The sequence below is a fragment of the Massilia sp. IC2-477 genome (assembly GCF_020707265.1).
GTDB lineage: Bacteria > Pseudomonadota > Gammaproteobacteria > Burkholderiales > Burkholderiaceae_D > Telluria.
In genome coordinates this window covers 567,336-591,804 of sequence record NZ_JAJFEQ010000001.1, presented here as the reverse complement: position 1 = coordinate 591,804, position 24,469 = coordinate 567,336, and the positions used below count along the sequence as shown (strand labels likewise).

21 protein-coding genes are annotated in these 24,469 nt (G+C 68.6%); 8 read left to right on the top strand and 13 right to left on the bottom strand.

What is annotated here, in order from left to right; genetic code table 11:
• Nucleotides 1–5 precede the first annotated feature (5 nt).
• From LK542_RS02660 to LK542_RS02615, 10 genes are all read right to left on the bottom strand, one after another.
• Nucleotides 6–1,637, bottom strand: a complete 1,632-nt coding sequence (locus LK542_RS02660; RefSeq protein WP_227810696.1) for a DUF692 family multinuclear iron-containing protein — start codon at nt 1,635–1,637, stop codon at nt 6–8.
• A 3-nt stretch (nt 1,638–1,640) separates the two neighbouring features.
• Complete coding sequence (locus LK542_RS02655) at nt 1,641–1,937, bottom strand: DUF2282 domain-containing protein (RefSeq protein WP_227800426.1); 297 nt, start codon at nt 1,935–1,937, stop codon at nt 1,641–1,643.
• Between the two features lie 154 nt (nt 1,938–2,091).
• On the bottom strand, nt 2,092–2,319 hold the full coding sequence (locus tag LK542_RS02650; RefSeq protein WP_227810695.1) for a YjfB family protein: 228 nt from the start codon (nt 2,317–2,319) through the stop codon (nt 2,092–2,094).
• Nucleotides 2,320–2,350: 31 nt separating this feature from the next.
• Nucleotides 2,351–2,887 carry a molybdopterin-guanine dinucleotide biosynthesis protein B gene (gene mobB / locus LK542_RS02645; protein ID WP_374040110.1) on the bottom strand — a complete coding sequence of 179 codons (537 nt, stop codon included), beginning with the start codon at nt 2,885–2,887 and terminating at the stop codon, nt 2,351–2,353.
• Nucleotides 2,859–3,539 (bottom strand): general secretion pathway protein GspB, encoded by a 681-nt coding sequence (locus LK542_RS02640; protein ID WP_227810694.1) that lies wholly within the window; start codon nt 3,537–3,539, stop codon nt 2,859–2,861. Before LK542_RS02640 ends, mobB begins: the two co-directional genes overlap by 29 nt.
• A 3-nt stretch (nt 3,540–3,542) precedes the next feature.
• Nucleotides 3,543–5,114, bottom strand: coding sequence for an AAA family ATPase (locus LK542_RS02635; RefSeq protein WP_227810693.1), 1,572 nt, complete (start codon nt 5,112–5,114; stop codon nt 3,543–3,545).
• Between the two features lie 18 nt (nt 5,115–5,132).
• On the bottom strand, nt 5,133–5,597 hold the full coding sequence (locus LK542_RS02630; protein ID WP_227800422.1) for a hypothetical protein: 465 nt from the start codon (nt 5,595–5,597) through the stop codon (nt 5,133–5,135).
• Nucleotides 5,598–5,603: 6 nt separating this feature from the next.
• Nucleotides 5,604–5,789, bottom strand: a complete 186-nt coding sequence (locus LK542_RS02625; RefSeq protein ID WP_227800421.1) for a hypothetical protein — start codon at nt 5,787–5,789, stop codon at nt 5,604–5,606.
• A 73-nt stretch (nt 5,790–5,862) separates the two neighbouring features.
• Nucleotides 5,863–6,687, bottom strand: coding sequence for a metal-dependent hydrolase (locus LK542_RS02620; protein ID WP_227810692.1), 825 nt, complete (start codon nt 6,685–6,687; stop codon nt 5,863–5,865).
• 195 nt (nt 6,688–6,882) lie between these two features.
• Complete coding sequence (locus LK542_RS02615; protein WP_227810691.1) at nt 6,883–9,744, bottom strand: PAS domain S-box protein; 2,862 nt, start codon at nt 9,742–9,744, stop codon at nt 6,883–6,885.
• Between the two features lie 219 nt (nt 9,745–9,963).
• On the opposite strand from LK542_RS02615, the gene LK542_RS02610 reads away from it, so the two are divergent.
• Nucleotides 9,964–11,319, top strand: a complete 1,356-nt coding sequence (locus LK542_RS02610; RefSeq protein ID WP_227810690.1) for a GIN domain-containing protein — start codon at nt 9,964–9,966, stop codon at nt 11,317–11,319.
• 4 nt (nt 11,320–11,323) lie between these two features.
• On the opposite strand, the gene LK542_RS02605 is transcribed toward LK542_RS02610, so the two are convergent.
• Nucleotides 11,324–12,358, bottom strand: coding sequence for a kelch repeat-containing protein (locus LK542_RS02605; RefSeq protein ID WP_227810689.1), 1,035 nt, complete (start codon nt 12,356–12,358; stop codon nt 11,324–11,326).
• A 301-nt stretch (nt 12,359–12,659) separates the two neighbouring features.
• On the opposite strand from LK542_RS02605, the gene LK542_RS02600 reads away from it, so the two are divergent.
• From LK542_RS02600 to LK542_RS02570, 7 genes are all read left to right on the top strand, one after another.
• Entirely contained in the window at nt 12,660–13,538 is an 879-nt protein-coding gene (locus tag LK542_RS02600; RefSeq protein ID WP_227810688.1) for a BadF/BadG/BcrA/BcrD ATPase family protein, read from the top strand.
• On the top strand, nt 13,535–14,620 hold the full coding sequence (gene nagA / locus LK542_RS02595) for an N-acetylglucosamine-6-phosphate deacetylase (RefSeq protein WP_227810687.1): 1,086 nt from the start codon (nt 13,535–13,537) through the stop codon (nt 14,618–14,620). The genes LK542_RS02600 and nagA overlap by 4 nt, the downstream gene beginning before the upstream one ends.
• 23 nt (nt 14,621–14,643) lie before the next feature.
• On the top strand, nt 14,644–15,654 hold the full coding sequence (locus LK542_RS02590) for an SIS domain-containing protein (RefSeq protein WP_227810811.1): 1,011 nt from the start codon (nt 14,644–14,646) through the stop codon (nt 15,652–15,654).
• A gap of 2 nt (nt 15,655–15,656) precedes the next feature.
• Nucleotides 15,657–17,153 (top strand): beta-N-acetylhexosaminidase, encoded by a 1,497-nt coding sequence (nagZ, locus tag LK542_RS02585; protein ID WP_227810686.1) that lies wholly within the window; start codon nt 15,657–15,659, stop codon nt 17,151–17,153.
• A gap of 226 nt (nt 17,154–17,379) precedes the next feature.
• Nucleotides 17,380–18,696: a hypothetical protein gene (locus LK542_RS02580; RefSeq protein WP_227800413.1), complete on the top strand. Its 1,317-nt coding sequence runs from the start codon at nt 17,380–17,382 to the stop codon at nt 18,694–18,696.
• A gap of 142 nt (nt 18,697–18,838) precedes the next feature.
• Nucleotides 18,839–19,918, top strand: coding sequence for a flavodoxin family protein (locus tag LK542_RS02575; RefSeq protein WP_227810685.1), 1,080 nt, complete (start codon nt 18,839–18,841; stop codon nt 19,916–19,918).
• A gap of 16 nt (nt 19,919–19,934) precedes the next feature.
• The gene (locus LK542_RS02570) at nt 19,935–20,675 is read left to right on the top strand and encodes a GntR family transcriptional regulator (RefSeq protein ID WP_227810684.1); all 741 of its coding nucleotides are present in this window, start codon (nt 19,935–19,937) and stop codon (nt 20,673–20,675) included.
• A 129-nt stretch (nt 20,676–20,804) separates the two neighbouring features.
• Here the strand turns inward: LK542_RS02570 and LK542_RS02565 are convergent, their stop codons facing one another.
• Both LK542_RS02565 and LK542_RS02560 read right to left on the bottom strand, forming a co-directional pair.
• Nucleotides 20,805–21,596, bottom strand: a complete 792-nt coding sequence (locus LK542_RS02565; RefSeq protein WP_227810683.1) for an SDR family oxidoreductase — start codon at nt 21,594–21,596, stop codon at nt 20,805–20,807.
• 109 nt (nt 21,597–21,705) lie between these two features.
• Entirely contained in the window at nt 21,706–24,450 is a 2,745-nt protein-coding gene (locus tag LK542_RS02560) for a M16 family metallopeptidase (protein ID WP_374040109.1), read from the bottom strand.
• Nucleotides 24,451–24,469: the final 19 nt, after the last annotated feature.

Genomic DNA, 24,469 nt, shown 5'->3' with positions numbered 1-24,469 from the left:
CGGCTTTAGGCCGCAATCGCGGCCACCACGCCCAGTCTGAACCAGCCCTGCAGCATGGCGCCGATGTCCGGCGCCCGCCCTTCCACTGTAGCGCCCAGCAAGGCATCGATCGCCTCGCCGAAGCTGGCGCCCGCCGCCAGGCACTCCAGGGCGGCCGCTTCCGCACCCATCAGTTCCACCACCTGTACCTGCCAGCCGCGCCGGACCACCAAGGCGGCGCAGCGCTGGTCCATGCGCGCCGGCAGCGCCGGACCGCCCGGCTGGTGCGCCTGCCACAGCGCCGCGACCGCCCAGCGGCTGCGCACGAGCGCCACGGACGGGTGCAGGGTGAAACGGGCGGCCTCGACGGCGTCCGGCGCCAGCCCAGCCAGCGCCTCGACGCCAGGCGATACCACATCCGGCGCCAGATAGGCCCGGTGCACCGCCCACTCGACCCTGGCCACGTCCGGCAGGTAGGGATACGCGGCGGCCGGGGCAAAGCCGGCAAGAAATTCCGCGAAACGGGCGCCGAAACCGGCCAGGTCCGGGTCTTGCGAAGGTAGCGCCTTCCCATAGACGCGCGCCAGGCCGGCGAAGAATTCCTCTCCCACCAGCTGGCGCAGCACCGGATAGGCCTCGCCCAGGGCGCGTTCCCAGCCGGCGCTCAGGTTGCCGCGATACAGCGCCAGCCGGTCCACCCTGCCCTCGCTCAGCAAAGGCTCCAGGTCGGCTTCGCGCCAGCGGTCGAACAGCGCTTCGCCGAAGCGCTGCTGGAGCGTGGCGAGCCGGCCGTCCACGGGCGCCGGCTGCGGCGCAGCCAGGACCGCCGGCGCCGCGGCGGCAGGCGGCGCATCGCGCGCGATGGCGTCGGCCTGCGCCGCCTGCGCCACCAGGACGGCGAGCTCAGGCAGATCGGCATCCCATTCGACCAGCGCCGGCACCCGGCCGAAGCGTTGCAGCGCGGCGCGGTACAGGTCCCAGACCGGCTCGGCCACCGCGGCGCCGTGGTGGTCGACCAGGGCCAGCGGCGTGTGCAGGTGGCCCGCGAGGTGGATCTCGCCCACGCAGCCCACGGGCAGCGCGGCGATGGCGGCGCGCGCATCCTCGCCGTGGTTGTGCTGGTTGACGTAGAGGTTGTTCACGTCGAGCAGGATGCCGCAGCCGGTGCGCCGCGCCAGCTCGGCCAGGAATTCGGCCTCGCTCATGGTGTCGGCGCGAAAGCGCACGTAGGTCGAGACGTTTTCCACCAGCAGGCGGCGCTTGAGGCGTGTCTGTACCCGGTCGACGCGCTCGCACAGCAGCGCCAGCGCGGCCTCGTCCAGCGCGAGCGGCAGCAGGTCGTTGAGCTGGCGGTCGGCCAGTGCGCCCCAGCTCAGGTGTTCGGAAACGAGGAAGGGATCGACGGCGTCGACCAGGGCGCGGATGCGCTCCAGGTGGGCCTCGGAAAAGCCGCGGGCGGAACCCAGGCCCAGGCCGACGCCGTGCAGGCTGACGGGATAGTCGCGGCGCAGGGTGCCGAGCACGTGCCAGTCCCAGCCGGCGCGCGCGAGGTAGTTCTCGCTATGGACTTCGATGAAGCCGACCGGCGGACGCTGTTCGAGGAAGGCGCGGTAGTGCGGGGCACGCAGCCCCACCCCTGCCGCACCGGGGACATGCATGGATTACTTCTTGGCTTCGGTCTTGTCGGCGTCGGCCTTGCCAGCCTTGCCGGCCTCCAGCGAACCGCCCAGCTTGGTGCAGGTGCCCTTGGCCACGAACTTCCACTCGTTCGGATCGTTGTCGACCTTGGCGACGCCGGCGCAGCCGTGGGTAGCGGTGCCGCAGTCGTTCTGGCCGGCCTTGGCGACGCCGTAGCAGGTTTCCTGGTCGGCCTTCGGCGTGCCCATCTGGTCCTGGGCGGCGGCATGGGCGCAGACGCTGGCAAGGGCAGCGGCGATCAGGGCGTGGCGGTGGGTCATGCGGGTACTCCTGGCAGGGGAAAGGCGCCAGTATTTATCAGGTGGGGGAAAGATGCAAGGTGGGGTGTTGCTGGGTTGCGGCAGCTCAACGAACTTGAGGAGAACGATGCCAGTGGCATGGTTCTCCCTTCACCGAACAGCCGGAACGCGACGGTCAAGCCGTCGTATTGATTTTATTGCCTAAATGCGACGGCAGATTCGAGGACTGCACCGCCGGCAGCGCTTCGAGCAGCTGGGTGGCGGTCGCTTCCTGGATCTGCTGTGCCTTCTTGAAAACGGCGAGGCTCACTTCCTGGCGGGTGCCGGTTTCGGCGATGCTGGTGGACAGCTTGGCAATACTGGACACATCCATGTCGTTCTCCCATTGAGGCGTATCCACCATTAACGGCTCCCCGCAACAGAACTTTAGCTCTTCAGCGCATCCAGTGTTGCAACCACGCCAGCACCCCGTCCGGATCGTTCAGGTCCAGCCAGTCCAGCCCACCCGCCCCGGCAGGCCGCGGACCATCCGACGCCACGGCCACGATGTCCGCATCGTCGGGATACAGCGCCGGCCGCCCCAGGCTGGGCCGGAACACTTCCAGCTTGGGCAGGCGCTCCCATTTGTAGCCTTCGACCAGGGTCAGGTCGGCCGGCGCGAGCCGCGCCAGGTGCTCGGCCAGCGAAGGTTCGGGCGCGCCGCGCAGTTCGCGCAGGATGGCGACGCGGTAGGGTGAGGCCAGCATCACCTCGGCCGCCCCGGCCATGCGCAGGCGCGCGCTGTCCTTGCGCGGCGGCTCCAGTTCGACGTCGTGGTGGCTGTGCTTGACGACGTTTACCCGCAGCCCCTGCCCCGCCAGCCGCAGGATCAGGTGTTCCAGCAGCGAGGTCTTGCCGCTGCCGGACCAGCCCACTACGCCCAATACGGGACCCGGGCCGCGCTCAGTACCCGACACGGTAGCGGTAGCCACGGAAATTCATGATCGCCGCCTTCGGCAGCAGGCGCTCGAGTACGAGCCCGGGCGCGACTTCTTCGCCTTCGCGGCGCAGCATCTTGTCGACCAGCAGCAGGCGCTCGGCCGGGTTCGGCGAATAGATATAGCCGCCGAAGCTCACTTTCGGGATCTCGCGCTGCACCGCGTCCGGCAGGGACTGCAGCGTGCCGACGTTGTCTTCCGGCGCGGGAGCGGCCGCCACCAGCACGGGACGCGACGGCGCCTCCGGCACGGCTTCCACCGGCTCCGGGCGCGGCGCCGGCTTGACGGGAGGCGGCGCTGGCTTCGGTTTCACCGCCTCCACGGGCTTGGCGGGCGCGACGGGTGCCGGCATCGGTGCGGGCGCCGGTGGCGCAGCAAGCGGCGCCGGCGCCTGGACGGGAGCAGGAGCAGGAGCCGCCTGTGCGACGACGGCAGCCGGCGCCGGCGCCGAAGCGGGCTGGCGCAGCAGGAACAGCGCGCCCAGCGCCACCACCAGCGTGCCGGCCACAAGGCCGACGATCAGCGGATTGCGGCTGCTGCGCGTCACCGGCGCCGTATAGCTCGGCGCGGGCGCGTGGATGGTCGGGGCGTTGCCGAGCTGGCGTTCGGCCTGGGCCTTCTTGAGGGCTTCGAGGATGTACGACATTCGTTATTTTCCCGTCGCGTGCGCCAGCAGGCGCGGTTCCGGCACGCCGGACAGCTGGTTCAGGCGCATGTAGGTGCGCGGGCCGGCCAGGCCGTCCGCCTTCAGGTTCTGGGCCGCCTGGAAGCGCCGCAGCAGTTCGCGCGTATCGGCGTCGAGCGGGCGATCGGCCTTCGGGACCGGGGCCTTGTTCAGCTGGGCCAGGCGCCCGGCCAGCCAGTCGACGTCCGGCCCACGCGCGCCCTCGGCCAGCTCCTCGCGGAAATTGCGCGGCATGCGCCAGAAGGTGGTGAACTCGCCGCCGAAACGGGCCACGAAGGTGGCCAGGTCGACCCGCTCGCGCCGGGCGCCGGCGCTGAGGGTGACGCTGTCGGCGTCCATGGCGGACAGCACCGCGTAGCCGGTGCGCGGGCCGTCGTGCAGGGTGACCACGGCCGGACGGTCCAGCAGGCGCAGTTCGTACAGGCCGCCGCGGCCCTGGTGGCAGCGCAGGTCAAGGCGCAGCGCCGCTTCGCAGGGCTTGTCCCCTGCCAGCGGCTGGCCCCACAGCACGGCGAGCTCGCGCAGCGCATTGGTTTCCTCGGCCTGCACCGGCGGCACGGTGGACGAAGCCGGCGCCGCCCTGGCCGGCTTGCTTGCCAGTGCCGGCGGCGCCGACGCCGGCGCCCGCGCGGGCAGCGCCTGCCACGCCGCCGCGCTGACCGCCGCCAGCGCCAGCACACCGCCCGCCACCAGCGGCATCCGGAGGCGGCGCGGCGCCGGTTCGCCGGCGAAGACTTCGCTTGCCGCTTTCCTGAGGATCGCGCGCGTCACCTGCGGGCTGTTCTCGACATAGGCGCCGAGCAGCGCGCGGTCGCACAGCAGGTTGATCCGGCGCGGCACGCCGTGGGTCAGCGCATGGATCAGGGGCGTGAGCGTGGGCGGAAACGGCGTGCCGCCCGCCCCCGCCACCGCCAGCCGGTGCGCGACGTAGGCGCCGGTTTCCGCTTCCGAGAGCGGTCCCAGGTGGTAGCGCGCGATCACGCGCTGGGCCAGCTGTTCCAGCTCGGGGCGCGCCAGCATGCTGCGCAGTTCGGGCTGGCCGATCAGGATGATCTGCAGGAGTTTGCGTTCGCTGGTCTCGAGGTTGGTCAGCAGACGCAGCTGCTCCAGCACCTCGGCCGACAGGTTCTGCGCCTCGTCGATGACCAGCACGTTGTTCAGGCCCTGGGCGTGCGATTCCAGCAGGTAGCGGTTGATCGCATCGACGTAACCCTTGAGGCCAATGGCCGTGCCGGCCGGCGGCAGTTCGATGCGGAACTCGTCGCACACGCTCAGCAGCAGTTCCTCCACGCTCAGGCGCGGATTGAAGATATAGGCCAGGCGGCAGTTCTCGGGGATCTGCTCGATGAAGCAGCGGCACACCGTGGTCTTTCCGGCCCCGATCTCGCCGGTCAGCAGGACGAAACCGCCGCCGCTGCCGATGCCATACAGCAGGTGCGCCAGCGCCTCGCGGTGGCGCTCGCTCATGAACAGGTAGCGCGGGTCAGGGGCGATCGAAAACGGCGCGCCCTTCAGGTGGAAATAGTGGTTGTACATGCTGTGATGCAGGCGCGTCTAGCGGACCGGCAGCGATTTGAACTTCGCGCAATATATCTTGCTTTTGTCATTCATGTAAGCGATCGTGCTGCCCGGATTTGATACACGCAAAGGAAAGGGCGAGGCGTCGACCGCCCGGAAGGCGGTGCCGGAAGCGGCCTTGATCGCCCCTTCCAGCTCCTGCGGCGTGCTGTCGGTGAGCGCGGCGATAAAGACCAGCTCGCTGGTATCGTCGCTGACCATGACTTCCTTTACCTCGGCGCCCCACAGGGTCGCCTCGACCTTGAACCACCACGCGCCGCCCTCGCGCTTATAGGCCGGGCCGAAGGACGTCGTCAGGTAGTCGTGGAAGTACCGGTTGTCGAGGGCGCTGCGGCACAGCAAGGCATTGCCGACTACCTGGCCGAAGGTCGAGGGCATGGCCTGGGCGGCCAGGGAAGAAGTAAAGAGTGCGGCGGCAAGCGCCAGTCGGGGGGCTCGCACGGCGGCTTACAGCTTGGACAGCCAGGCGCGGTTGGCCGCGATCTTGGCCTTGACCGACGCCGGCAGGGCCTCGAAGCAGCCAGGATGCTGCTTGAGCGCATGCTCACGCACTTCCTTGTGCATGCCGTTGACAATGAAGACGTAGACGGCCGCCCCTTCGTCGTTCTTGCGGGTGCCCATATAGCGAATCACGGGAGTTCTCCTTCCATGCCCGCATTATGACACCGCCCACCCCTCCCCCGCCACGCGGCAGGCCCGGCAGCGGTCAAGGCGTGGTCGTGCGCACTGCCCGGTAGGCGCTGCTGTTGCGGTCGAGCCACATCTGGACCAGGCTGCGATTGTCATGTTGCCAAGGATGGAAGCGTGGCGAGAAATAGTGCAGCACGGGTCCGGCCATGTGCCAGGCCAGCCCGCGCCGCCCGAACCACATGCGCGCGGCGCTCGCCCAGGTCGACAGCTTCCACAGCGCGCCGTCGCGCCGCAGGTTGTGGGCGGTCTGCACGAAGTTATCGAACCAGAACACCAGGCTCACGTGCAGGAACCACAGTACCCGGCGCCAGTAGCCGCCGCCGGCGGCGCGGTAGGCGTCAAACGCCACCGCCTTGTGCTCCAGCTCCTCCACCGCATGCCACTCCCACAGGCGGCGCAGCTGGGGCTCGGCATCCGTGATCCATTCGGGATGGCGTAGCACGCCGTCGGCCAGCATCGCCGTGTAGTGCTCCAGCGCGCAGGTGATCGCCACCCGGCTTCGCACGCTGAAACCGGTCACGCGGCGTATCCGGCGCGCGAGGCGTTCGCCGGTGACAAAGGAGAGGCCCTGCCGTTCCAGCTCGGCGTTGTACTGGACGTGCATGTGGCGGTGGGTCGCTTCCTGGCCAATGAAATCCTTGACCTCGGCGCGCAGGAGCGGATCGGTGAGCTGGTCTTGCGGGATGGCGCGCAGGCTGTCGATGAACATCTGCTCCCCGATCGGGAAGGTCATCGACAGCGCGTTGAACAGCTGGGTGCGATAGGCATCGCCGCCCAGCCAGCGGCGGCCGAAGCCGCGCGACAGGTCGACGTCGAGCTGGCGGACGGTAAGCGAAGACATGCGGGCTCCTCAGGTGAGGAATAACTATAGCACTGTAGGGTGGTCGGCTCTGCCGACCGCGCGTTCAGCCACTATATGCGCAGCATTGTAGGGTGGGCAGGTCTCCTGCCCACGCGGTGATCGTTGCTGGCTCCAATTTCGTGCAGGATGATCTTGCAGCAAACTGTCACCGCGTGGGCGGGGAACCCGCCCACCCTACGCCCGGATACGCCCCAGGATATCCAGCAGCAGGTCGACATCCACCGGCTTGGTGAGGTGATGATCGAAGCCGCTGGCCTGGGTGCGGCGCCGGTCCTCGGCCTGGCCCCAGCCGGTGAGGGCCACCAGCACCAGCGCGGCATTGCCCGGATCGGCGCGCAGGCGGCGCGCCACCTCGAAGCCGTCCATGCCCGGCATGCCGAGGTCGAGCAGCACCGCATGCGGCGTCATCTGGCGCACCGCCTCCAGCCCGGCCGGCCCATCGCGCGCGGTGCGCACCTCGGCCCCGGCGGCCTGCAGCAGCAGGGCCAGCGACTCGGCCGCGTCGCCGTTGTCGTCGACCACCAGCACGCGCCGGCCCTCGAGCGGCGCCGCGCCCTCATCAAGGCCGTCGTGGGCGACGGGCGCCGCCACCGGCGCCAGCGGCAGGCGCACCAGGAATTCGCTGCCCTGCCCCGGCCCTTCGCTGCGCGCCTCGACGCTGCCGCCATGCAGTTCGACCAGGCTGCGCACCATGGTCAGTCCGATGCCCAGCCCGGCCTGGCCGCGCACGCTGTCGCGGTGGGCCTGCGAGAACATCTCGAACACGTGCGGCAGCTTGGCCGCCGGGATGCCGATGCCGCTGTCGCGCACCGAGACCACTACCTTGTCGTCCTCGCGCCATGCGCTCGCCCAGATATGGCCACCGCGGTCGGTGTACTTGGCGGCGTTGTTGAGCATGTTGCCGAAGACCTGGGTCAGCCTGACCTTGTCCGCTTCCAGCACCAGGGTCTCTTCCGGCAGCGACACCGTCAGTTCATGCCGCCCGGCCTCGATCGCCGGCATGCTGGTCTCGACGGCCATCGACAGGATCTCGGCCAGCGACAGCGGTTCGCGGCGCAGCTCCAGCTTGCCCTGGGTGATGCGCGAGACGTCCATCAGGTCGTCCACCAGGCGCACCATCTGGCGCACCTGACGCCCCACCATCTCGACCATGCGGTCGGCGGTGCGGCGCCCGTCCGGCCGGCGCAGCAGGTGCACCGCGTTGCTGATCGGCGCCAGCGGGTTGCGCAGCTCGTGCGCCAGGGTCGCCAGGAACTCGTCCTTGCGGCGGTCGGCGTTGCGCAGCGCCTCTTCCGCCTGCACCGCTTCGGTGACGTCGATCGAGATGCCGACGTGGCCGCGGTAGGCGTTGCCGGCCCCGAACAGGGGCGCGCCATGGCTTTCGAACCAGTGCCAGCCGCCGTCTGCGGCGCGCGCCCGCACCCGCTGCTGGAAGGGTGCGCGTTCCGCGATCGCCGTCCGCACGCGCTCGATGTAGCGCGGGCCGTCGTCCGGATGCAGCAGCGAGCCCCAGCCGTCGGCCGGCCCGGTCCCGGCGCGCATGCCGACCACTTCCAGGCTGCGCCGGTTGGCGTAGCTCACCTGGCCCTGCTCGTCGAGCTGGAAGATCAGGGCCGGCGAGGCTTCGGCCAGCACCCGGAAGCGGCCGTCGCTTTCGCGCAGGGCGGCCTCGGCCTGGCGGCGCGCATCGACGTCGATGTTCATGCCGATCCAGCGCGCAATGCTGCCGTCGGGATTGCGCAGCGGCGCGGCGCGCGCATTGGTCCAGCGCCAGCCGCCGCCGGCCTGGCGCACCCGGAATTCGGCGTTGACGGGCGAGCCCTGGGCCACGGCTTCGTGCCAATGGCGCATGACGAAATGGCGATCGTCGGGATGCACCGCGTTGACCCAGCCCAGGCCCGCCGATTCTTCCACGCTCTGGCCCGTCATCCGGCGCCAGCCGGGCGAATCGGTGCGCACCGCGCCGTCGGCATCGGTTTCCCAAGTGGCCTGGGCCAGGCCTTTCATCAGGGCCTGGAAGCGTTCTTCGCTGGCCTGCAGCGCCACTTCGGCGCGGCGCGTTTCGGTGATGTCGATGACAAAGGCGATGCACTTGCGCTCATCGCCTTCGCCGGGCAGGCAGGTCGGCGCCACCATGGCCCACCAGCGGCTGCCGTCCTTGCGTGCGAGCTGCTTGATGTACGGGGCCGTGCGGCCGCCGCTGCGCAGTTCGGCCAGCGCGCGCAGCGTGGTGTCGGTGAACTCGGGCGTGGCCAGATCGCTCCAGCGCACCGCGCTGCGCAGTTCCTCGCGGCCGTAGCCGCTCATCCGTTCGAGCGCGCTGTTGCAGTCGATGATGCTGCCGTCGAGCGCATAGAAGGCCAGGCCGACCGCTTCGGTGTGCATGGCCGCCTCCAGGATCGCATGGCTTTCGCGCAGCTCGCGCTCGGCGGCCAGGCGCTGGGCCGCCTCGTCGGCCAGGCGCGCCTGGGTGGCCTGCAATTCGTCGGTGCGGCGGACAAAGTCGCGTTCCATCTCGCGCCGCGCCTGGCCCGCATGGCCATGCGAACCCGCCAGGCGCTGGGCGGCGGCGGCAAACGGCGCCAGGCTGCGCAGCAGACGCGCATCCTCGGCGTCGAGGCGGCGTTCGTCGCCGCGGCTGGCGACCCAGATGACGCCAATGCCGCCATCCTCGCACCTGCAGGTGGCCAGCAGCAGTTCGGCCGGCGCCGCGGCGCCCTCCAGGAAGGGGAACACGCGTGCCGGCCGGCGCAGCAGCACGACGCCGTCCGCCCCCGCCGCGTGCCAGTCGAAGCCGCCGTCCGTTTCCGCCGGCAGGCCGACGCCGCATGCCTCGACGCCGCACAGCGCGCGCAGCACTTCCTCCAGCCGTTCGGGCATCCGGTCCGGCTTCTGCGCCAGGTCCTGCGCCAGCGCGGCGAGGGCCCGGTTTTCGGCGGCATGATCGGGCACGCGAGCCGGCCGGGTGGCCAGTTCGTGTGTCACAACCAGGTCGTCGATCTCGGCCACAGCCTGCGGCGGGGCGTTGTAACTCATCAGCTGTCGATGCGAGTCAATGTCGGGACGAAAAAGCCTATGCCAAAATGGCGGCCCATGCCAACAGGCTTCCGCTGGGAACGACGAGGCCGACGGCACGGCTCATCCGTTCGATATGCATTCTGGTCCCCGATTTTGCGCGTCCGTCGGTTTTCGCATGCGGCCGCCGGCGGCTTGCCTTAATGTTCAGGCTCCCCTGTTTCGATCGACGACAAGAACATGAAAACCGTCCTCAAGCCCGTCCTCCTTGCCGCCGCCATCTCGGCCGGTTTCCTCGCCGCCCAGGCCAGCCGTGCCGAGTCGCCGGCCGCCCCGGTGGCGCAGCAGCGCAGCGTCCAGCCCTTCAGCGCCATCGAGCTGTCGGGCCCGTACAAGGTGGTCGTGCGCGCCCAGGGCCGCCAGGCGCTCGAACTGCGGGGCGAGCGCAAGGAGCTCGACGAGATCGAGACCTCCGTGCGTGGCGACACCCTGGTGGTGCGCCCGGTGCAGCGCAACGGTTTTCACTTCAGCTGGGGCAAGCGCGAGACGCCCACCATCAGCATCACCGCCGGCCAGCTCAAGAGCCTCAGGATGAACGGCAGCGGCGACGTCGAACTGCTGCAGCTCTCCGGCGACCGCTTCAGCCTCAGCGTCGACGGCCCGGGCGACCTGCAGGCGTCCGGCGCGGTACGCGAGCTGACGCTGCGCGCCAGCGGCAGCGGCGACGTCGACCTGCACCGCGTGAAGTCGGCCAATGTCGACCTCGACATGTCGGGGCCGGGCGACGTGCGCCTGTCCGGCGTCGGCAACGAGCTGGCGGCCACCCTCAGCGGTCCCGGAGACCTCGAAGCCGACGGCCTGCGCCTGGCGCGCCTGACTGCGCGCATGAGCGGCCCCGGCGGCATGAAACTGGCGGGCAGCGCGCGCGAGCTGCGCCTTGAAGCCAGCGGATCGGGCGACTTCGAAGCCTGCGGCCTGGCTGTCGAGGCGGCGACCACGGTCCAGCAGGGCCCGGGCAGCGCCTGCGTGTCCGGCAACATCAAGAAGTTCGACGCGGTCGTAGAAGGATCGGGCGAGCTGCAGGTTAGCGGCCTGCAGGCGGCCAGCGCCATCGTCCGCCTGAGCGGCCCCGGCAGCGCCAAACTGGACGGCAGCATCGGCGAACTGACGGCCGACATCAGCGGTTCGGGCGACCTGGAGGCCGGCGGCCTGACAGTCAGGCGGGCGGCCGTCAAGGCCAGCGGCCCGGGCGGCATCGAGCTGGCCAAGGTGTCCGACACCCTGGACGCCGAGCTGCACGGCTCCGGCGGCCTGGACGCGCGCATCGAAGGCAAGCGCCTGCTGCTCAAGATCACCGGCCCGGGCGCCGCCCACATCGGCGGCAGCGTCGAGCTGGTCAAGGCGCGGCTCAGCGGTTCCGGCGGACTCGACGGCCGCCGCCTGACGGCCGGCCGCGCCGACATCGCCGTCACCGGCCCGGCCAGCGCGGCGGTCAACGTCCATGGCGAGAATGAGCGCCGCAAGGCCTCGCGCGGCGAGCGCCAGGCGGCGCTGCTACTGGTCGACCGCAACGGCAGCCGCCACAACGCGCCGTAAGAAGCTAGTTGGCCGGGAGCTCGAGTACCTGCAGCACCCGGCTGGCGCCGACGCCCACCTTTTCGCCGCCGCCGATGGCATAGATGCGCTTGCCGACGACCACTGCGCCATGGCCGTGGCGCGGCAGCGGCATGTCGGGCAGCGGCGACCAGCGGTCCGCCTTCGGATCGTAGATCCAGGCCTCCGCGAACACCTTGGTGCTTGGCACGAACTGCTCTCCGCCGAATGCAATCAGCTTGCCGTCGACAGCGACAGCGGCCAAGCCGCCCTGCGCCTGGGGCATCGGCGCCTTCGTTTCCCAGCGATTGGTGGCGGGATCGTAGACCTCCAGCGTCGCCAGGTTGACCGGGCGCCGCCTGCCATCGGCCTGCTCCACCATCTGGCGGCCACCGACCACGTAGATCCTGCCGTCGATGACGGCCGCGGCCGCGCTGTTGCGCGCGGTGGGGGCGTCCGCGATGCGCTCCCAGCGGCCGGAACTGAGGTCCAGCGCCTCGCTTCTCGCGGTATCTGCGTGGGCATTGATGTGCATCGCGTCCGGGCTGCTCGGCACCCGGCCGCCGATGAAGTAGATCTTTCCCTTGACCGTCGCGACCACGCCTTCGGCCCGCGGCTGCGGCAAGGATGGACCGGCGGTCCAGCGGTTTGCCCGCGGGTCGTAGACGAACACCGTCGCATGGGCGCGCCAGTCGGGGATCGCGCCGGAGAAACCGCCGATGCCATAGATCTTGCCACCGGCCTCGGCCAGGGCGATGTGATGGCGGCCTTCGGGCAGCGAGGCGAGCGTAGTCCAGCGGCCGGCTGTCACGTCGAAGGCTTCGACGTGGTCGGTGAAGCCGGGTGGCTGCGAGAGCACGCCGCCTGCCACGATGATCCTGTCGCCGAGGACGACCGGGTAGATTTCCTGGCGGGCCACGGAGGCGTCAGCCGCGCGCGACCAGCGTGCGCCTGGTTTCGCATCGGCGGCCGCTTGTGCCGCGGCCTGGCAAGGGGTCGCGAGTAGCGCTGCGGCGAGCATTGCCGGGATAATTGTCTTCAACGGTTCTCCATCGATCTTCTTGTAACGGAACAGATTAATATAAATTCGCCAAGAGCTGGAGCGTCAATGACAAGGAGAAGGAGGCCACCTCTGCCAGAAGCAATACCAGCCATTTTTCCCTCGCTCGACAATACCAGTTTTCATACCAATAAAAATATTTTCAAATTCAAAGACTTACGCAAATTTTGTAGGCATTTTCAGCGCGCCGCGCACAGGAAATTTGCATACCAGTTAAATACCTGTTGACACCGCCTCGGCGCCTGCCTATAGTGCGCTGACCTCCCGGCTCAACATTCACACCATGACCGACTATCTCATCGGCGTCGACGGCGGCGGCACCGGTACCCGCGTGCGCCTGGCTCGTCCCGACGGCACTGAAATCGCGCAGGCAAGCGGTGGCCCCTCGGCCCTGTCACGCGGCATCGACAATGCCTGGACTACCATCAACGGCGTCGTCGCCGAAGCATTCGCTTCCCTCGGCATCGACACCATTCCCATGCAGTCCTGCGCCATCGGCCTTGGCCTCGCGGGCGTGCACAACAAGGAATGGGCGGCCCAGTTCGTCGCTACCAATCCCGGCTATGCCGCCCTCGCCCTCGACACCGACGGCTTCACCACCCTGATGGGCGCCCACGCTGGCCGCCCCGGCGCCATCGTCGCGATCGGCACCGGCAGCGTCGGCGAAGCCATGCTGGCAGACGGCACCAAGGTGGAAGTCGGCGGCTGGGGCTTCCCGGCCGGAGACGAAGCGAGCGGCGCCTGGATGGGCCTGCGCGCACTGAACCATATCGAACAGGTGCTGGACGGCCGCGTCGAAGGCCGCGCCTTTGCACGCGAAGTCATCGCATTCTGCGGCGGCTCGCGCGATGCGGTGCAGGTCTGGTTAGGGCGCGCCAACCAGACCGCCTACGCCGGCCTGGCGCGCTTCGTGGTCGCGCATGGCGACACCGATCCGGTGGCGCGCGCCATCCTCGAACACGCCGGACGCGAAGTGGCCAGCATTGCGGACGCGCTCGACCGCCGCCACACCCTGCCGCTGGCCCTGTGCGGCGGCCTGGGCGAGGCCCTGCGCGCCTGGCTGCCGGCCGATACGCTGGCGCGCTGCGTACCCGCACAAGGCGATTCCGCCGCCGGCGCGCTGCGCATGATCGCCCGCCAACTGGAAGGAGCAGCACAATGAAGGGCAACATTCTTACTCCGGGCGGCTGGATCCACGGCGAACTGCGCCACGGCGCCTTCATCGAATCCGTCGAGGGCCACGAAGTCGACCCCTCGGCCAACGGCGACGACTACATCCTGCCCGGCTTCATCGACGTGCACGTGCACGGCGGTGCGGGCCGCGACATGATGGAAGGCGGCGACGCCCCGCACGTGATCGCCGCCCTGCACGCCAAGCATGGCACCACCTCCCTGCTGGCCACCACCATGACCGCGCCGGTGGACGACATCGACCGGGCCCTGGGCGCCATCGGCGCCGCATGCAAGGCGCGCGGCAAGGGCGAAGCGCGGATCCTGGGCGTGCACCTGGAAGGCCCCTACATCAACTCGGGCAAGCTGGGCGCCCAGCCGCCGTTTGCGCGCGAAGCCACGCTCGACGAGGTGATGCGCTTCCATGCGATGGCGCCGATGCGCCTGATCACGGTGGCGCCGGAGATCGACGGCCACATGGAGCTGGTGCGCGCGATCGCCGACGCCGGCATCCGCGTGCAGATCGGCCACACCAACGGCTCCTACGAAGTCGGCGTGCAGGCGCTCGAACATGGCGCGGCGGGCTTCACCCACCTGTTCAACGCCATGCCCGGCCTGCACCACCGCGATCCCGGCATGGTCGGCGCCGCGCTGGCGCACGCCGAATACGCCGAGATCATTCCCGACCTGCTGCACGTGCATCCGGGCGCGATCAAGACCGCGCTGCGCTGCATCCCGAAGCTGTTCTGCGTGACCGATTCGACTGCCGCCGCCGGCATGCCGGACGGCGAATACATGCTGGGCCGCCAGACCGTTCATAAATGCATGGGCGGCGTGCGCCTGGCCGACGGCACCCTGGCCGGCAGCACGCTCACCATGGACCAGGCGCTGCGCAACCTGGTCAAGATCGGCCTGCCCCTCGCGGAGGCCAGCCGCCGCGTGTCCCTGAATGCCGCCGACTACCTCGGCGAAGCCCAGCGCGGCCGCCTGGCGCCGGGGTGCCACGCCGACTTCGTGGTCCTCGACCGCGAGCTGAACATCAAAACCGTTTATATCGAAGGAGAAGCGCAGTGACCGCCCCCACCCCAACGTCCCTCATGTACCAGGAAGCCCTGTCCGCAGGGGACTGCGTGGCGCAGCAGCTGGCGCAGGATGCCGAACGCTACGCGGACCTGGGCCGCGCCCTGCGTTCGACCAACTTCCACAGCGCGGTGACGGTCGCGCGCGGCAGCTCCGACCACGCCTCGAATTACCTGGCCTACCTGATCATGGCGCGCATGGGGCGCCTCGTGACCTCGCTGCCGATGTCCCTGATCACGCTGTACAAATCGCCCCTGGTGACGCGCGACACCCTGGCGGTGTCGATCTCGCAGTCGGGCCAGAGCCCGGACGTGGTGGAACCGATCAAGTACTTCCGCGACGGCGGCGCCACGACTGTCGCACTGGTGAACGACGCGGCTTCGCCGCTGGCCCAGGCCGCCGAATGGACCATGCCCCTGCACGCCGGCAAGGAGCAGAGCGTGGCCGCCACCAAGAGCTTCATCGCCAGCATGGTCGCCGGCGCGCGCCTGGTGGCCGAATGGCAGAACGATCCGGAACTGAAGGACGGCATTGCCGCCCTGCCCGACGCCCTGCGCGCGGCCGCGCAAGTGGACTGGTCGCCGGCGCTCGAGGTGCTGGCCCCGGCCCGCAACATCATGGTGGTCGGCCGCGGCATCAGCTTCCCGGTGGCGCTGGAGTCGGCGCTGAAGTTCAAGGAAACCTCGGCCCTGCAGGCCGAAGCCTTCTCGGGCGCCGAGATCAAGCACGGCCCGATGGCGCTGATCGAGGAAGGTTATCCGCTGCTGATCTTCGCGACCCGTGGTCCGGCCCAGGCAGGCCTGGTGGCGCTGGCCGAGGAAATGCGCGGCCGCGGCGCGCGCGTGCTGCTGGCTGCCCCCGAGGACGTCGCCAGCCGCGACCTGCTGCTGCCGACCGCCGCCACCCCCGACCTCGACCCGATCGCCGCGGTCCAGGCCTTCTACATGATGGCGGCGCGCCTGTCGGAAGCGCGCGGGCTCGATCCGGACAAGCCGCGCCACCTGAGCAAAGTCACCAAGACCAATTGACCATGACCGACTACCTCGCTCTCGCCGGCCAGCTGATCATGGTGCGGCTGTTCGGCACCGAACTCGATGCCGAGACCGACGCCTTCCTGCGCCAGTACAAGGTGCGCGGCGCCTGCCTGTTCCGCCAGAACATGGTGGACGCAAGCCAGCTGACGCGCCTGACCGGCGCCCTGCGCGAAGCGATGGGGCCGCAGGCCCTGATCGCCCTCGACCAGGAAGGCGGCGCTGTGGTGCGCTCAACCTGGGTGCCGGCGCCGCCGAGCGGCATGGCGCTGGGCGCCGCCAACGACCCGGGCCTGGCGCGCGAGGTCGGCGCCGCGGTGGCGCGTGCGGTGCGCGCACTCGGCTTCAACTGGAACTTCGCGCCGGTGCTGGACCTGAACAACAACCCGCACAACCCGGTGATCGCCGAGCGCTCCTTCGGCGCCGATCCCGAGACCGCGACTCGCATCGCCATGGCCTGGATGGAAGGTTCGGAAAGCGAAGGCGTGGCCTGCTGCGTCAAGCACTTCCCCGGCCACGGCGACACCCACGTCGATTCGCACCGCGACCTACCGACTGTGGACAAGCCGCTCGAGGAACTGGAGCGCTTCGAGTTCGCCCCCTTCCGCATCGCGGCTCCCAAGGCCTCGGCCGTGATGACCGCCCACATCGTGTATCCGGCGCTGGATCCGCAATTCCCGGCCACGATGTCGCGCCCGATCCTGACCGGCATCCTGCGCGAGCGCTTCAGCTACGAGGGCGTGATCATCACCGACGGCATGGACATGCACGCGATCGCGCACCGTTACGGCGCGGGCGAAGCGGCGGTGAACGCCCTTGTGGCGGGCGCCGACATGGTGATGGCGATCGGTGCGCGCGAGACCCAGGTCGAGACAGTGCACGCGATCGCCCAGGCGATTCGCGACGGCGTGCTGCCGCTGCTTGAGGTCGAAGCGCGCCTGGCGCGCCTGGCGAAGCTGGCGGACGCGCACCCGGCAGGGCCGGTGGCGTATCTGGCCGAGCCCGACGACCGCGCCCTGATGGCGCGCGCCTGGCGCGCGGGGCTCACCGCGCTCGGCCAGCCGCAGCGTCCTGCCAGGGGCAGCAAGCTTCGCCTGGTGGCGCGCGCCGACGTGGTGAGCGACGGCGTGTCCGAAGCCGGCGTGCCGGCGGCAAGCGTGGCAGCCGCGCTGGGCCGCCTGTACGAGGTCGACCTGGTGACCTTTGCCGACGCCGAGAACTTCGACTGGAATGCGCTGCCGCAGGACGGCTGCTTCACGATCCTGGCCTCGACCTCGCGCCGCCGCTACGGCCCGCATGCGCGCGCCACCTGGCGTCCGGACCTGCACGTGGCGCTGTGGAACCCCTACCAGGCGCTCGACTTCGACGCCCCTGCCCTGCTGACCTATGGCTTCGCGGCGCCGGCCGTGGATGCGGTGGTCGCCTGGCTGGCGGGCGAGATCGAGGCCCCCGGCCACTGCCCGGTGCCGGGCTTCGGCGAGCGCGCCGCGCGCTGAAACACAAAGGGGGCGATGCCCCCTTTTTCTTTCCCGAATACATCAGGTAACGCTATGTAACGGCGCGCGCAAAGTAGCGCACGGTACGTCACAATTGCCGGGCCTGAAAATGGCACTTTTATGGGACAATGCACACTTTGTCCGGGATAGCATTCTCGCTATATTGACGAGTATGCATGTCCCAGAGTTTATTACTCACATTATCGACTTGATAGAAGGATTATCCATGGCCCAATTCCGTCTTGCCCGCCTCTGCCTGATGCTCGCCGCGATCGGCGTTTCCGCCCCGGCACTGGTGTCCAGCGCCCACGCACAGCAGAAGAGCGATGCGGCTGCTGCCGCACAGGCAGCGGCGAAGGACACCGTCCGTCCCGACATGTTCAAGTTGCTCGACCCGGCTGCCATCAAGGCCCTGATGGATGCGAAGAACTACACCGAGGTGCAGACCCGCATCACCCAGGCCGAAGCCATGCCGAACCGTACCCCGTACGAAGACTACGTCATCAACCGCATGAAGCTGTCGTGGGCCCTGGCGACCGAGAACAACGCCATCGCGATCCCGACCATGGAAGCGGTGCTGAACTCGGGCCGCCTGGAAAAGGCCGACCAGCTGAACTACTACCAGGCCCTGGGCGACGCCAACTACAACTCGAAGAACTACCCCAAGGCGATCGAGTGGTACACCCGCTTCGAGAAGGAAGGCGGCGACCCGGCCAAGGTGCGCGGCGCGCTGTCGCGTGCACAGGTCAACAGCGGCAACTTCGCCGGCGCCAAGGACATGTTGATGAACAACATCAACACTGCCAAGCAGGCGGGCCAGAAGCCGTCCGAGAACGACCTGCGCCTGCTGGGCCAGGAAGCCAACAAGGCCAAGGACAGCGCCACCTACCTGTTCGCGCTCGAGAACCTGGTGCAGTACTACCCGACCGACGACTTCTGGCTGGACCTGCTGAGCCGCGGAGTGACCCGCAAGCCGGGCTTCGACGAGCCGACCTACGGCACCACCATGCTGCGCCTGGAAATGGCCGCCGTGAAGAAGGAAGCCGTGCCGCCTGAGCACTACACCTACCTGGCCGAAGTGGCCCTGCGCGACGGCTTCCCGGCCGAAGCCAAGGACGTGCTGGATGCCGGCTTTGCCGCCGGCGTGCTGGGCAAGGGCAGCGATGCCAAGACCCACAACGCCCTGCGCACCAAGGCGACCAAGCAGGCCGCGGACGACGTCAAGACCATCGCCGCCGGCGAAGCGAACGCCCAGAAAGCCAAGACCGGCGCCGGCCTCGTCAACCTGGGCTGGGCCTACGCCACCATGGGCCAGGCCGACAAGGGCATCGGCTTCATCCAGCAGGGTATCGCCAAGGGCGGCCTGAAAGCCCCGGACGAAGCCAAGCTGCGCCTCGGCATGGCACAAGCCCGCGCCGGCAAGAAGGCCGAAGCGATCCAGACCTTCCAGGGCATCAACGGCAAGGGCGGCGCGGCCGACCTGGCCAAGTACTGGGTCCTGCTGCTGCAGCAGCAGGGCGGCAACGCGGTCGCTGCCCAGTAAGCTGGCGCACTTCGAAAAAACCGGACCTTGGTCCGGTTTTTTTTCGTCCCTGCTTTGTCCAGACTTTCTTGGATTTATGTGCGCGTGCGAACATCGGTACCGCCGTGGCGGCTCGATAATTTCGGCAATTCACGGAGGCGGCATGACACAGGTACCTGAAGTACGCAAAGGACAGGCTCCAGCCAAGCTGGGGCGCAACGAATTCCACCTCCGCTTTCGCAAGGCCTTCCAGGACCCCGCTTACGAGCCGCTCGAACGCGAGCTCGAGGCCATCGAGCAGGTCGCCTGGGAGGCGTACCACGAGGGCCGCAAGGCGCCGCGCACCGTCAAGGCCGGTCCCGGCTTTGCCGACCCGGGCTACGACCTGTCGGTCGAATGGAAGGAAGCGCACGAGCGCCTGCTGGCGGCCGAGCGCCACCAGAAAGACCCGGATTCGCGCAACCGCATCCTCCTGATCAACGGCTCGGCGCGCAACGACGGCACCTGCCCCGGCGAGGTCTCGAAGAGCTGGCGCATGACGGAGCTGGCGCGCGAGATCCTGGCCGCTGAAGGTTTCGAGGTCGACGTGCTCGACCTCAGCCTGCTCAATTCCGACTACGACCGCCACATCCACCCCTGCAAGGGCTGCGTCTCGACCGCCATGCCGCTGTGTCACTGGCCGTGCAGCTGCTACCCGAACCATGCCGAGCGCCAGGTCAACGACTGGATGAACGAGATCTACGAGCGCTGGGTGCTGGCGCACGGCGTCATCATCGTCACGCCGGTCTACTGGTACCAGGCGCCCGCCGTGCTCAAGCTCATGATCGACCGCCTGGTGTGCGCCGACGGCGGCAACCCCGACCCCTCCTCCACCCACGGCAAGAAGGCGGAACAGGCCAAGGCCCTCGAACTGCAGGGCTGGGACTACCCCAAGCACCTGGCCGGCCGTGCCTACGGCCTGGTGGTGCACGGCGACGTCGCCGGCATCGAGGGCACGCGCCGCTCGCTGGCCGACTGGTTCGCGTGGATGGACTTCGTCGACGCCGGCAGCTTCGCCCAGCTCGACCGCTACATCGGCTACTACGAATCGTATGCCGACAGCCACGCCACCTTCGACCGCGACACGGCGGTGCAGGAAGAGGTGCGCAACGTGGCGCGCGCGGTGGCCGAAGCGGTGCGCGAGATCCGCGCCGGCCGCGTGGCCGTGTCGCAGCACCGGCTGCGGGACCCGCGTCCGAAGTAGCGCGTAAAATGCGCGCATGAACGCACTCTCGGAACTGATGCAATCGGCCGCCGGCGGCGGCAAGCTACCCCTCTACCAGCAGCTGCAGCACGCGCTGCGGCGCGCCATCGACCAAGGCGCCTGGGGTTCGGCCTCGGCCCTGCCGGCGGAGCGCCAGCTGGCCCAGGAACTCGGCATCTCGCGCATCACGGTGAGGAAGGCGATCGACGCGCTGGTCGAGGAAGGCCTGCTGGTGCGCCGCGCCGGCGCAGGCAACTTCATCAACACCCGCATCGAAAAGAACTTCGCCAAGCTCACCTCGTTTTCCGAAGACATGCGGGCGCGCGGCCGTGTTCCCCGCAACGAGTGGCTCAAGCGTTCGGAAGGCCTGGTGACGCCCGAGGAAGCACTGCGCCTGCGCCTGTCGCCCGGCACGCCGGTGTACCGCTTCAACCGCATCCGCTATGCCGACGAGGTGCCGATGTGCCTCGAATACGCCACCATCGCCGCGTTCGCCCTCGGCTCGCTCGATGCCGTGGGCGATTCGATGTACGAAGCATTGGGCTCGACCGGCAACCGCCCGGTGCGGGCCCTGCAGCGGTTGTCGGCGCTGCTGTTGAATAGCGAACAGGCACGGCTGCTGCAGACGCGCGAAGGCGATGCGGGGCTGTGCGTGGAAAGGCTGGGGTTTGCCCGGGATGGGCGGGCGGTGGAGTTTTGCCGGTCTTACTTCAGGGGCGATATGTACGACTTCGTGGCGGAGTTAAACGCATCGTAGGGGTAATCTGGTCCAGTGGACCAGATTACGGTCTCCCGCCCACGCGGTGATGGTTGGTGCTCGAATCGTCGCGAAAGCTCCGGCGTCCGTTGACCGCGTGGGCGGCAAAGCCGCCCACCCTACGCACGATTAGACAGCGGTAAAGCCGCCATCCACGACCAGCTCGTGCCCATTCACATACGACGCCTGCTCCGACGCCAGCCACAGCGCCGCATTGGCCACTTCCACCGTTTCGGCAAAGCGCCCCATCGGATGCGAAGCCTTGAGCTTCTTTTCGCTGGACGGATCGCGCTCGACCGCGCGCGTCAGCATTGGCGTCTTGACGGCTGCCGGGCACAGGGCGTTGATGCGGATGCCTTCGCGCGCGTACTCGGCTGCGGCGCTGCGGGTCAGGCCGACCACGGCGTGCTTGCTGGCTGCATAGATGGCGCGGTTCGGCGCCCCCACCAGGCCCGAGACCGAGGCCACGTTGACGATCGCGCCGCTGCCCTGCTTGAGCATGTGGCGCAGCTGGTACTTCATGCACAGCCACACGCCCTTGACGTTGGCGCCCATGATGCGCTCGAACTGCTCTTCGTCGCCCTCGGCCAGCGGTGCGCACTCTTCGTCGATCGCGGCGTTGTTCACCGCGATGTCGAGGCGGCCATAGTAGTTGATGGTCTTCTCGACCAGCGCTTCGACCTCGTTCGACTTGGTGATGTCGCTGCGCACGAACAGCGCCTTGCCGCCCGATTCGACGATCATCGCCGCCGTCGCATGGCCGCCGTCGATGGCGGTGTCGGCCACCACCACGTGCGCGCCCGCGCGCCCGAATGCCAGCGCCGTCGCGCGGCCGATGCCGCTGGCGGCGCCGGTCACAATGGCTACCTTGCCGGCGAACGGGGCCTCGTTCGGGGCTTGCGCTTTTGATATGCCTTTCATGATGCTCCTGATGCTTCGCAACTAATGCTTCCCAAGGGAAACATTTTAACGCAGCATCGTGGCCCTTGTCACAAACGGTTCGTAGACTGTTGCTTCTAGGTGCAGTCGGCTATTTTCCTGCCTTGCCCAGATCGCCCGCCATGACGACCGACAGCTTGGCCGGATCGATCGCCTTGCGGAAGGCCGCATTCAGCTGGGGCAGCGTGACTGCCATCAGCTTGCGCTCGAACTCGGCCGACCACTCGAACGTACGGCCGCGGTACAGGTAGGCGGTCCAGCCCGAGGCCAGGGCTGCGTCGGTGGCGCGGGTCTGCTGGCGCTGCTGCATCAGGCCGGACTTGGCGTCCGCCAGCTCTTGCGCCGTGAAGCCGCTCTTCACCGCGCGCCCCAGTTCGTCGCGCACGGCGGCGTCCAGCTTGCGCAGATTCTGCGGCGCGGCGATGGCGCTGATCGAAAAGCCGCCGGCGCGGTCGAGATCACCCGCCGCCAGGTCGGAGCCGCCGCCATAGGACAGGCCTTCCTTCTGGCGGATGCGGTCCATCAGGCGCGACTTCAGGCCCCCCTCCCCGAAGATGTAGTTGGCCAGCATCAGCGCCGGATAATCGGCGTCCTCGATATTCAGGTCGAGGTTCATGTTCGCCATGTAGAAGCCGTTTTCCTTGTCCGGCGTGTCCAGGGTCTTCGCCAGGGGCGCGACCTCGGCATGGCGGCGCAGCACCGGCGCCACGTTGGCGGGCGCCTTCCAATTGCCGAACAGCGTGTCGACCAGCGGCACGATCTCTTTCGGGTCGAAGTCGCCGACGATGGCCATCTCGGCCGGGTTGGCATTGTAGAACTCGCGGTGGAAGGCCGGCAGGTCTTCCAGATGCACCGCTTTCACGTCTTCGATGTCCTCTTCCAGCGTGTTGGCATGGCGGATGTCGCCGCGCGGATACTGGTTGAAGTGGGTCGACAGCGCACGCGCCGCCACCGCCTGCGGCTCGGCGCGGCTGGCTTCCAGGCCGACCAGCATCTGCTTGCGCATCTGCTCGAATTCGCTCGCCGGGAAGGCCGGTTCCTTCAAGACGTGGGCGGCCAGCTTGAGCGCCTCGACCAGGTTCTCGCGCGTGGTCTGGAAGCCGTTCGGGCTGCCCGTCATCTTGAGCTTGTCGAATGCGTCGGCCAGCTGGGCGCGGCTGTACTTGCTGGTCCCGCGCATCAGCATCGCCGACGTCATCCCCGAGATCATGCTCTTGCCGAACAGGTTCTTCTCATCGCCCATGTGCTGGCTCAGGCGCACGGTCACGGTCTCGCCCCGGTTCTTCTTGGGGAGCAGCGCCAGCTTCACGCCGCCTGCGGTCGTAAGCGTGGTGCGCTTCATGATGTTGGCCTGGCTGGGGTCGAAGTCTTCCGACACCAGGCTGGAGGCGGACGGCTTGTAGTCCTTCATCACGGTTTCGACCGGCGGCGCGGCCGGGATCACGGCGCGCACCGGCGCGTCCTCGGGCAGGAAGCTGCCGGTGACGCGGTTGCTGCGCACGAAGTAGCGGCCGGCGCTGGCAGCCACCTCCTCCGCCTTGACGTTCTTGATGCGCTCGCGGCCCAGGAAGTACAGGCGCCAGTCGCCCAGCGCGATCGCCTCGGACAGGGCGACGCCGAAGCCCTGGGCGTCGTTGATGCTGCGTTCCAGGCTGTTGAGCCAGGAACGGCGCACGCGCTCCATCTCCTCTACCGTGGGCGGCTGCTTGGCCAGACCCTCGACCGCCTCGGTCAGCGCTTCGCGCACCGGCTCGATCGGCTCGCCCTTCTTCACGACGGCGCCGTAGAACTGCAGGCCGGGGGCGTAGCCGGTCTGGCCGAAGCTGAAGACCTGGCTGGCCTTGCCGGTTTCGACCAGCAGCTTGTGCAGGCGGCCGTTGGGCGCGTCGCCCAGGATCTCGGAGGCGAAGCCGAGGGATTCCGAATCGGCCTGCAGGTCGGACGGGATCTTGTAGCCGGCCGCGACGATCTGGATGTCGCCCTGGCGCCGCACGGCGAAGCTGCGCTCGCCGTCCTGGGTCGGCTCGACGGTCCAGAACTGCGGCAGCGTGCGGGTCGGCTTCGGGATCGCGCCGAACAGGCGGCTGATCGTGGCCAGGGTCGCATTCGGCTCGAACTTGCCGGCTACCAGCAGCACCGCGTTGTCGGGCTGGTAATAGGTGCGATAAAAGGCCTGCAGGTTGGCGATCTTGACGTTCTCGATGTCGCTGCGGTTGCCGATGGTCGAGCGGCCGTAGCTGTGCCAGTCGTAGGCGATGCTCTGCATGCGCTTGAACAGCACCTGGGCCGGCGAATTCTCGCCGCTCTCGAACTCGTTGCGCACCACGGTCATCTCGGAAGCGAGGTCCTTCTGCGCCACCGGAGAGTTCACCATGCGGTCCGCTTCCATCTGCAGCGCCCAGTTCAGGTTATCCGGGGAGGCCTGGAACACTTCGTAGTAGTTGGTGCGGTCGAGCGAGGTGGTGCCGTTGAAATCCATGCCGCGGCGCGCGAACTGGCCGGTGATGTCCGGATTCTTTTTGGTGCCCTTGAACAGCAGGTGCTCGAGCAGGTGGGCCATGCCGGTCTCGCCGTAGTTCTCGTGGCGCGAGCCGACCAGGTAGGTGACGTTCACCGTCACGGTCGGGCGCGAGGCGTCCGGGAACAGCAGCACCTTCAGGCCGTTGGCCAGGCGGTATTCCGTAATGCCCTCGGCCGACGGGCCCAGGCTTACGCCCTTGGGCAGAGGCGCGCTTTTCGGCTGCGGCGCCGCCCAGGCGGCGCCAGCCATCACGAAGCAGAGGCTGCCCGCCACCAGGGGCGCGGCGATGCCACGCTTGATCGTCATGCGGTTCATGGTGTCCTGTCATGTTGGC